Annotated in this window: 7 protein-coding genes; 5 read left to right on the top strand and 2 right to left on the bottom strand. The window is 74.2% G+C overall.

Annotation, left to right across the window (positions count from 1 at the left end; all coding sequences use genetic code 11):
• Nucleotides 1-99 precede the first annotated feature (99 nt).
• The 3 genes from AB8Z36_RS23355 to AB8Z36_RS23365 all read left to right on the top strand — a co-directional run bounded on the left by AB8Z36_RS23355 (nucleotide 100) and on the right by AB8Z36_RS23365 (nucleotide 3,962).
• Entirely contained in the window at nucleotides 100-2,370 is a 2,271-nt protein-coding gene (locus AB8Z36_RS23355) for an FUSC family protein (protein WP_369215324.1), read from the top strand.
• Between the two features lie 124 nt (nucleotides 2,371-2,494).
• Nucleotides 2,495-3,466 (top strand): AraC family transcriptional regulator, encoded by a 972-nt coding sequence (locus AB8Z36_RS23360; RefSeq protein ID WP_369215325.1) that lies wholly within the window; start codon nucleotides 2,495-2,497, stop codon nucleotides 3,464-3,466.
• A 22-nt stretch (nucleotides 3,467-3,488) separates the two neighbouring features.
• Entirely contained in the window at nucleotides 3,489-3,962 is a 474-nt protein-coding gene (locus AB8Z36_RS23365; protein WP_369215326.1) for a hypothetical protein, read from the top strand.
• A 108-nt stretch (nucleotides 3,963-4,070) separates the two neighbouring features.
• On the opposite strand, the gene AB8Z36_RS23370 is transcribed toward AB8Z36_RS23365, so the two are convergent.
• Nucleotides 4,071-5,069 (bottom strand): alpha/beta hydrolase, encoded by a 999-nt coding sequence (locus AB8Z36_RS23370; protein WP_369215327.1) that lies wholly within the window; start codon nucleotides 5,067-5,069, stop codon nucleotides 4,071-4,073.
• Nucleotides 5,070-5,291: 222 nt separating this feature from the next.
• Between AB8Z36_RS23370 and AB8Z36_RS23375 the strand changes: the two genes are divergently transcribed.
• Nucleotides 5,292-6,344, top strand: a complete 1,053-nt coding sequence (locus AB8Z36_RS23375) for a helix-turn-helix domain-containing protein (protein ID WP_369215328.1) — start codon at nucleotides 5,292-5,294, stop codon at nucleotides 6,342-6,344.
• On the opposite strand, the gene AB8Z36_RS23380 is transcribed toward AB8Z36_RS23375, so the two are convergent.
• A complete protein-coding gene (locus tag AB8Z36_RS23380) occupies nucleotides 6,303-7,373 on the bottom strand; it encodes a helix-turn-helix transcriptional regulator (RefSeq protein ID WP_369215329.1) in 1,071 nt (356 codons plus the stop codon). The two genes, AB8Z36_RS23375 and AB8Z36_RS23380, sit on opposite strands and share 42 nt — an antisense overlap.
• On the opposite strand from AB8Z36_RS23380, the gene AB8Z36_RS23385 reads away from it, so the two are divergent.
• A partial coding sequence (locus AB8Z36_RS23385) for an AAA family ATPase (protein WP_369215330.1) occupies nucleotides 7,372-9,137 on the top strand: 1,766 nt, incomplete at its 3' end. The two genes, AB8Z36_RS23380 and AB8Z36_RS23385, sit on opposite strands and share 2 nt — an antisense overlap.

A 9,137-nucleotide genomic window follows, 5' to 3' on the forward strand; every position in this document is an offset into this window, starting at 1 on the left:
CCCCCTCCCACCAGCCTTGATCTCCTCCCGCGCGGTCATGCGATGCTGGGCAGCACCGAAGGGCACCGAGCAACCGGAAGCGGGGAGTACGGCATCGCGATGACAGCGGCACGACGGACAGCGAAGGGCGTCTGGGACCGGTTCTCGGCGTCGGACCCGGGGCTTCTGCGCCTCATGGCGGGACTGCGCACGGTGGGGGCGATCCTGCTCGCGCTCGCGGTGCTCGCCCTGCTCGGCACCTCGGTGACCCACCTGGTCGCGGGCGCGATGACGGCGATGGTCGCCACCTTCGCCATCCAGGAGAAGGAGGTGCGCGGCCAGGCGGTCACGCTGGCGCTCGGCCTGCCCGTGGCGCTCGCGGCCATCGCCCTGGGGGCGCTGCTCAACTCCCGGGTCGTCGCGGGCGACCTCTTCTTCATCGTGCTGATCTTCGGAGCGGTCTACTGCCGCCGCTTCGGCGACCGGGGCACCGCGCTCGGCCTGATCGGCTTCCAGGTCTACTTCGTCTCGCTCTTCGTCAGCGCGTCCGTCTCCGCGGTCCCCGCTCTCTTCCTGACGCTGACCGTGGCGTTCGCGTGCAGCGCCTTCGTACGGTTCGCGGTGGTGCCCGAGACACCGGAGCGCACGCTGCGGCGGCTGCGCGAGGCGTTCCGGGCCCGCCTCGCCCAACTGGTCGCCCATCAGATCGAACTCCTCGAAGCCGACACCGGTGACGTGGACAAGGTCCTCGGCGACCTGCGACGCAGCACCGCACGGCTGCACGAGGCCGCGCTGATGATCCAGGGCCGTCTGGAGGAGGGCACCAGCGACGCCTCCGTCGCCGCGCTGCTCCAGCGCAGGGTCGCCGACGCCGAGATCGCCGCCGAGCGCCTGGGCGTCCTGCTCCTCAACGCCCGCAGCGCCGAGCGCGTGGACACCCTCACGCTGCACCTGCCGCAGGCCGCCGCGCCGCTGCCGCCGCGCGCCCGGCTCGCCGACGACGCGGGCTCGGCCCTGCGCAGGGACCTGCGGGCACTGCACCTGCTCGTGGTCCGTCTGGTGCCCGACGACCGGGGCACGGCGCTGCCCTACGTACGCAACCGCCTGCTCGGCTACCGCGAGGAGCAGGGCCTGCCCAAGGGCTCGCCGCCCGTCCAGGACTGCTTCCGCGCGATCGGTGAGGCGGCCCGCGCCATCCTCGGCCTGCGGCTCGCGGTGGACGGCCCGCACGACGAGGAGTACGACAGCCCCGAGGCGGTCCGCTCCCGCGAGGAGTTCGAGGCCGAGGAGATCTCCATAGCCGGTGAGGCCGCGCAGGCCGAGGAGGAGGAACCCACCGGCCTGCGGCGACCCACCACCAGGGCGGCCGTACAGGTCGCGGTGGGCTCCGCGCTCGCGATCGTGGGCGGTGAGTTCCTCTCCACGCAGCGCTGGTACTGGGCCGTCCTGACCTGCTGGGTCGTCTTCCTCAACACCGCCTCGACCGGCGAGATCCTGGTCAAGGGCTACCGCCGCCTGCTCGGCACGGTCCTCGGCGTGGTGGCGGGGGTGGCGCTGGCGGGTGCCGTGGGCAACCACACGTGGCTGGCGTTCGCCCTCGTCCTGCTCTGCGTGTTCGGCATGTTCTTCACCGCGCCGCTGTCGTACGCGCTGATGTCCTTCTTCGTCACCGCGATGCTGGGCCTGCTGTACACCCTGCTCAACACCTACAGCCTCGACGTCCTCGTGCTGCGCGTGGAGGAGACCGCGCTCGGCGCCGCCTGCGGCGTCATCGCGGCCGTCCTCATCCTCCCGGTGCGCACGTCGCACCGCACCGACGAGGAGCTGGTCACCGTACTCGCCCGGCTGCGTGACGTGGTGTCGGCCGCGGTGGCCCAGCTCAGCGGCGGGCCCCCGGTCGACCTCGTGGACCTGGCCCGCGACCTGGACACCGCCCTGGACGGACTGCGCAGCTCCACCAAGCCCCTGACCCATCCGATCGCCCCGCTGCGGGCCAGGCGGCAGAACGCCCGTTACGTCATGGCACTTCTGGAGACCAGCGCCTATCACGCGCGTTCGCTGGCGGCGACGGCGGAGCTCGTGCCGTCGAGCAAGAGCGTCGCGGCCGACGCCCGGCTCGCCCTCGCGGGACGCCGCATCACCCACAACATCGACCTCATCGCCGCGCACGTACGCGACGAGGAGACCACCGGCACCATCGAGTCGGGCGCCAGCATCGCCTCGATGCTGGACAGCGGCCGCCATCAGGTGCTGCGCACCGGTTCGGTGGCCTTCCGTGTGCTGCGCCACCTGCAACGCCTCGACGAGGGCATCGTCGGCCTCGCGCGCCCCCTCGGAGTGCCGGTCGAGCAGCCGGAGGAGAGGAAGGACGCGCGGGCGACCGCGGTCTGAGCCGGGACCCGGCTCCGAGGCACCACCCGTGATCAGGCAAGATGTCCCTCCTAGGGGGTTCTGCACACGGGTTCCGCGCACGGCCTGCCTAGGTGGTTGTCGGGGGTAGTTACTTGGGAGTGCTGTGCTGCTGCTCGATCTCGCCACCGTGGCACCGCGCGAGCGGGCCGAGGCGTTCCGTCATGCCCTGACCGACTCGCTGGTGCCCAACGACGTGCACCACGAGGAGCCCGAAGCCGGCCCGCGGGCGATGCACGCCCGGATGGAACTGTGGCGGGTGGGCGGCCTCGACCTGTTCTCGACCCGCAACTCGGGCTTCGAGGTGCGCAGGGACGAACGCCATGTGCGCCACCACCGCAGCAGCCCCGTCGTCTCCGTCTCGCTCCAGCCGCTGGGCACCCACCGCGCCGAGACCGAGGGGCGAAGACACTTCCTCGGCCAGGACGACATCTGCGTGTTCCACGAGCTGTCGCCCCGTACGTACGGCTGGTCCGGCGACGGTTCGTCCCAGTCCATGATGTTCGACGTGGACCGTCTCGACGTGCCGGTGGAGACGGTGGTCAGGGCCTCGCTGCGGCTGCGCGCGAGCCCGATGTACGACCTGGTCCTGAACCATCTGCGCGGCGTGTGGCGCGACCCCGGGCGCCTCGCGGCCGACCCCGGCGCCGAGGCCCTCGCCACGGCCACGACCGAACTCGTGCGCGCCCTGCTCCAGTCGGCCGCGCACGCCGAGGACGCCCCCGTCGTCCGCGCGACGATGGACGAGACCCTGCTGACCAGGGTCCTCGCCTACGCCCGCCGCCACCTCGCGGACCGCGACCTCACCCCGGAGCGGATGGCGCGGGAGCACGCGATCTCCGTCCGTGGCCTGTACCTCCTCCTCAGCGGAGCGGGCATCAGCCTCGAACAGTGGCTCATCACCGAACGCCTCGCCAAGGCCCGGCGGATGCTGGCCGCGCCGCGCTACGACCGCCTCACGGTCGCCGCCCTCGCCGCCCGGTGCGGGTTCAGCAGCCCGAGCCACTTCAGCCGACGGTTCCAGGCGGCGTACGGCATGTCGCCCGGTGAATGGCGGCGGCTCCGCCAGGGCGGCTGAAACGGGAGGCAGGGGGAGAGAAATGGCAGTCACGAAGGGTCGCGTGGCCATCGCGGCGGCAGGCGGATTGCTCATGCTCGCCACGGGCGTGGGCACGGCCGAGGCGGGTTCGGCGGCGTCAGCGGGACCGGGGTCGGCCGGAACGGGCACCCCGTCCGCCGCGCGCTTCGCCCAGCCGGCCGAGTCCGCGCACCTGACCAGTGCGCAGACCACGGCGCTCCAGGCGGACGTGGACCGCTACCTGAAGAAGATGGGCGGCACCCAGGTCGCGCTCAACAAGGTCGACCTCAACGGCAAGGGCGAGGTCCTCGTCGCCCTGCCCGGCGAGGCCCACCCGCGCGACTTCACCTCGGGCGACGGAACGCGCGCCGCCGCCGACCCGTGCCTGGGTACTCCCGGAGTGTCCGGCAACTTCTGTGCCTACCAGCGGGACAACTTCAGCGGCTCCATCATCAAGATGTCCCAGTGCAACACGAAGTACTACGTCTCCACCTGAGGCGCGGCACCCTGGTCTACAAGACACCGCGGGCCTACAGCTCGGACGCCCACGGCGACTGGAACCCCGTCCGCTACGTGATCCCCTGCGGCTAACCGCCGGGCGGGGCTAGGCCCCGTGCAGGGCGGCGTGCAGGGTGTCCGTCACCTGGATGCGCGCCGCCCTCGACGCCTCCGTGGCACGGAGCAGGTCGAACAGCAGGAAGCCGTGGATCGTGCCCTGGTAGCGGAGGGACACGACCGGCACGTCCGCCTCGCGCAGCCGTGCCGCGTACGCCTCTCCCTCGTCGCGGAGCACATCGGCCTCGGCCGTGAGCACCAGCGCGGGCGGCAGGCCGCGCAGACCGCCCAGCGGTGCGCGCAGCGGTGAGACGAGGCCGTGCGCACGGCTGGCGCGGTCGGGCGCGTACTGCTGCCAGTAGCCGCGCATGGCGGCACGGCCCAGGAAGTACCCCTCCGCGAAGTGCCGGTACGACGGCGTGTCCATCGCGGCATCGGTCACCGGGCATACGAGCACCTGGTGGCGCAGGGCCGGGCCGCCCCGCTCGCGCGCCACGAGCGTGAGCGCGGCGGCCTGCTGGGCCCCGGCGCTGGCTCCCACGACCGCCATCCGGCTCCCGTCCAGGCCCCACTCGGCACCGTGCCCGGCCAGCCAGCGGGCGACGGTGTGGGCGCGTTCCACGGCATGGGGGTGGCGGGCATCGCGCGGGGCGTCGTACTCGGGCACGACGACGGCGGCGTCCGCGCCGAGCACGAGGTCGGTCAGGAACTGCCGGTGGGCGTAGGCGTCGGTGAGCATCCAGCCGATGGCGTGGAGGTAGAGCACGACGGGCAGCGGCTGCTGCTCCGCGCCGGGGGCCCCCGCCATGTCGGCGGGGCGCAGGATGCGCACCCGTATGCGGCTGCCCCCGGGGCCCGGCAGCGCCAGCCACTCCTCCTCGACGTCAGGACCGTCGGAGCCGTCGCCGTCCCAGAGTGCCGCCATGCGCGTACGGGAGACGGCGTCGTCCGGCTCCACCGCCGCGGGGCAGGCGTACCTCTCGGCGAAGGACCGCGTGCGCCGTTCGAGGACAGGTCTCTCCCGGGCGGCCGGAACATCTGCTTCCACGGGGGACTCCTGCACGAGAGGCGGATCACGGTGCCGTCCGCGGCTCCACCGGGCACGGAGTACCCACCCTAGGGGTCACGCGGCCCTGCGGGGACACGGGTGCGGCGGCGGCACATGCCGCTGCGTGCACACTTCGCCCGCGCACGGAGCGCAGACAAATGACCTCGGACCACAGTCAAATGACTTAACGGGGCACGCGCCGCCCGGCGCAGACTCCCGTACATGAGCGCTAGATCGGCGACAGCCGAGTCCCCGCAACCGGAAGCGGAATCCGTCCCGGAGCCCGCGCCGGAATCGTCCGCCGATGTGGCGGCCGCCTTCTCCCGCTGGCTGGCACCGGTCGCGGAACCCTCTGACGGACGTGCACGGGGCAGGGTCACACTCCACCACCTCGGCTACGTACGCCTGCTCGCCTGCGACACGGGCCCCCTGCGGCTCACCCGGCGCCCCGGCACCGCCACGGCGCGGCCCGGCGAGGACGCGGTGGCGCTGCTGCTCCCGCGCGAGGGAACCCTGCGCCTGGCCCAGCACGGCCGCGCCACGAGCGTGGCGGGCGGCGAGGCGGCCCTGCTCGACCTGCGTACCGCCTTCTCGCTCGACCGCCCGGACGGCGGCCGCCTGCTCGCCCTGCGCGTTCCCCTGCACGCGCTGCACGTACCCGCGACCGCCCTGCGCCCGGCCACGGCCCGGGTGCTGGCCCGCCCCGCCTGCCCGGCCGCCGAACTGCTCCCGCACCTGGAGGCGTCGGCGGGCCTGCTCCCTGCCGAGGTGGGCGAGCGGCTCGGCGGCTTCGTGACGGACCTGGTGGCCGCTCTGGTCGAGGACGCCGCCGAGGACGAGGACGGTCCGCCGCCCTCCGGCCGGCACCAGCTCACCGGCGCGATCCGCCGGTACATCGACCAGCACCTGAGCGACCCCGGCCTCTCCGCCGAACGCGTCGCCGCGGCCCACCTCATCTCCACCCGCTATCTGCACCGTCTCTTCGAGTCCGAGGGCATCACCGTGGGCAGGCTGATCCAGCTCCGCCGGGTCGAACGCTGCGCCCAGGAACTCACCAGGCGCGCACGGGTGAGCCCCTCCGTGGCCGTGGTCGCGGCGCGCTGGGGCTTCGGCAGCGCGGCGCACTTCAGCCGCGCGTTCAAGGCGGTGTACGGCTGCCCGCCGCAGCAGTGGCGGCGCATGGCGGCACGGACCGGTGAACTTCCCGCCCCGGCACCGCTCGACGCGGGCGGCTCACCCACGCCTCGTACGCCCGTCCCGCCAGTCGCTGGGTGACATGCCGTACGCCGCGCGGAAACTGCGGCTGAAGTGGGTGGCACTGGCGAAGCCCCAGCGCCTGGCGACCGCCGAGACGGTGATGTCCTCGCGCCCGGGGCGGGCCAGCTCCCGCCGGGCCTCCTCCAGGCGGCGGTGCTGTATCCACCGGCCGACCGTGCTGCCCCGGCCCTCGAAGAGCTTGTGCAGATAGCGCAGGGAGATGTGCTGGGCCTCGGCGACGGCCGACGGCGTCAGATCGCGGTCCCAGAGGTTGGCGTCGACGTAGGCACGCAGCCTGCGGAAGAGGACTTCACGGTCCTGCCCGCCGCTGCCGCCGCCTCCCTGCGGCTCGGCTTCCGCCCCTTCGGCGGCGGTGGCGAGGAGCTCGACGAGGTCGGCGATGCCACCGGCCAGCCGGAGCGCGGAGCGCGGCGAGGTCCCGGGCCCCGCCCCGGCGGCCCGGCGTACCAGCGGGGCGAGCAGCGGCGCGACGGTCCCGTCAGCGGCGGGGCGCAGGCCGCTCAGGGCGCTGACCCGCTCGTCGGTGAGGGTGAGCACGCGGCGCGGGACCAGCACGAGGTGCAGCTCGAACTCCTCCGCCTCGTCCAGCGCCAGGGGCTCCGCCCCGTCAGCGGCGAAGAGGTCACCCGGCAGGCAGAGGTCGGCGCTCCCCCGCCGGACGAGCGTGGCGCGGCCGAGGGTGTGCAGGCCGAGGAGCACGGACGGTTCGGTGTTCGTGCCCGGCGTGGGCTCGTACCGTACGGAACGCGCCGCTCCCCGCTCCGTGCGCACCCGCAGGAACCCGACCTCGTGGACCTCATGGGCCTCGTTGACCTCGTGGACCTCGTGGACGTCGCGGAACGAGGAGGTGCGGGGCGGCGGGGACATCGTCGGACTCATGCGGCAAGCCTCGGCGGCCCGGCCCTTGCGGGCCAGGGGGTACGGCGCCTCCTGCGCGCAGGGGCAGGCGCCCTGCACGGTGGGGCAGCGCGGCGCTGCCACGGTGGTGGTGAGGATGACCGCTGGGAGCGCGGAGGGGCAGGCCATGCGGAGCGGAGAGACTGCCGGAACGTCGACCGGGCGAGGCCCGCAAGCCGGGCAAGCCGGGCAAGCCGCCGGAACGCTAGTCGGGCGGCGACGGGAAACGGCGCTGCTCGAACAGGCCCTGCGTGACGCACGTGCGGGGACACTGGCCGACGCGCCTTCCCCTGCGACCGCAGGTCACGCGGTCAGCGGCGCGGTCGGTGGCGCGATCGTCCTGCGTGGGGACATCGGCATCGGGAAGACCGCCCTGCTGGACTGGACGGCCGCCCGTGCCGGACGGGACGGCTTCGGCGTGCTGCGCGTCGCCGGGGACGAGGCCGGGACCGGCACCGCCTTCGGCGCACTGCACCGGCTCCTTCGGCCCCTGCGGGACAGGGCGCGTGCGCTGCCCCCGCACCAGCTGGCCGCGCTCGAACGTGCCGCCGGTCTGCGCGACGGCCTGCCCGCCGAGCGGTTCATGGTGGGCGCCGCCGCCCTCGCCCTGGTCGCGGCGGAGGCGCGGCACCGCCCCCTGCTTCTCCTCGTCGACGACCTGCACTGGGTGGACCCCTCAAGTGCCGCCGTCTTCCTCTTCCTGCACCAGCGCCTCACCCCGCTGCCCGTGGTCATGGTGTGCGCGAGCCGCCCCGAGCGCTCCGCACTGGAGGGCTGGCCCGCCGACCCGGTGGAGGTCGAAGCCCTGTCGGGCGAGGACTCCACGGCCCTGCTGCGGCACTGGCACCCGAAGCTCACGGCCTCGGCCGCGCGCCGCGTGGTGCGGGAGGCGGCGGGCAATCCGCTCGCCCTCGCCGAGCTGCCCGGCCGGCTGACGGCCGCACACCACCCCGGCATGCCACCGCTGCCCGACCGGCTGCCGCTGGGCGAACGCCTTGAGAGGCTCTTCGCCCACCGGTTGCGGTCACTGCCCGCGAGCGCCGCACAGATCCTGCTGCTGGCCGCCCTCGGCGGCACCGACGGACGCGTGGCAGCGGACGGAGACGGCAGAGGGGCGGCCCAGGACGGAGCCGAGCGGAGTCTCGGCCTCATCGAGGCGAGCGGACTGGCGCGCCTCGACGCCGCCGGGCGCCTCGAATTCCGGCACCCGCTGGTGCGCAGCACCGTCATCGCCGCCGCGTCGGCGGCGGAGCGCGGGGCCGCGCACCGGCTGCTCGCCGGGCGGCTGCGTCCGGACGATCCCCGCCGCCTCGCGCACGAGGCAGCCGCCGCCGACGGCCCCGATCCACGCCTGGCGGCGCGCCTCCAGGAGGCCGGAACGCGCCTGGCCCTGCGCGGCGGTGACGCGGAGGGCGCCCTGCTCCTGGACCGCGCGGCGGCCCTGAGCACCGACCCCGACGACCGTGCCCGGCGGCTGACCTGGGCGGCCGTGATGTCCGCTCGGGGCGGGCGCCTGGCGTACGCGGCGGAGCTGGTGGCGGAGCTGCGCCGGGGCCCGGTCCCACGGGACGTCGCCCCGCTGTTCGCCTACGCGGTCGTCTACGTCGACCAGAGCCATCACGTCGACTTCGAATCGACGTTCACGCTGCTGCCGGGGGCGCTGGACGCACTGACCGCTGCCGGTGACACGGCCAGGGGTGATGCGGCGCTCGGCGGCACGGTTTCCGGTGGCGCGCCCTCGGACACCGCCGCCTTCGGCGACCTCCGGGGGCAGATGGTCTTCAAGCTCCTGCTCGCCACCGCCTACACGGGCGACCCGCGTGGCCGCCGGGCACTGGAGCGGCACCGCGAACACCTCTCCCCCGCCGCCCGGCTCTGCCTCCGCTCCTGGGC

Source organism: Streptomyces flavofungini (genome assembly GCF_041028215.1).
In the GTDB taxonomy this organism is placed as follows: Bacteria; Actinomycetota; Actinomycetes; order Streptomycetales; family Streptomycetaceae; genus Streptomyces; species Streptomyces flavofungini_B.

Excerpts from the sequence above, each read along its gene's own strand:
- AB8Z36_RS23355 (WP_369215324.1), top strand. The coding sequence starts at position 100 with ATGACAGCGGCACGACGGACAGCGAAGGGCGTCTGGGACCGGTTCTCG.
- AB8Z36_RS23365 (WP_369215326.1), top strand. The coding sequence starts at position 3,489 with ATGGCAGTCACGAAGGGTCGCGTGGCCATCGCGGCGGCAGGCGGATTG.
- AB8Z36_RS23375 (WP_369215328.1), top strand. The coding sequence starts at position 5,292 with ATGAGCGCTAGATCGGCGACAGCCGAGTCCCCGCAACCGGAAGCGGAA.
- AB8Z36_RS23380 (WP_369215329.1), bottom strand. The coding sequence starts at position 7,373 with ATGGCCTGCCCCTCCGCGCTCCCAGCGGTCATCCTCACCACCACCGTG.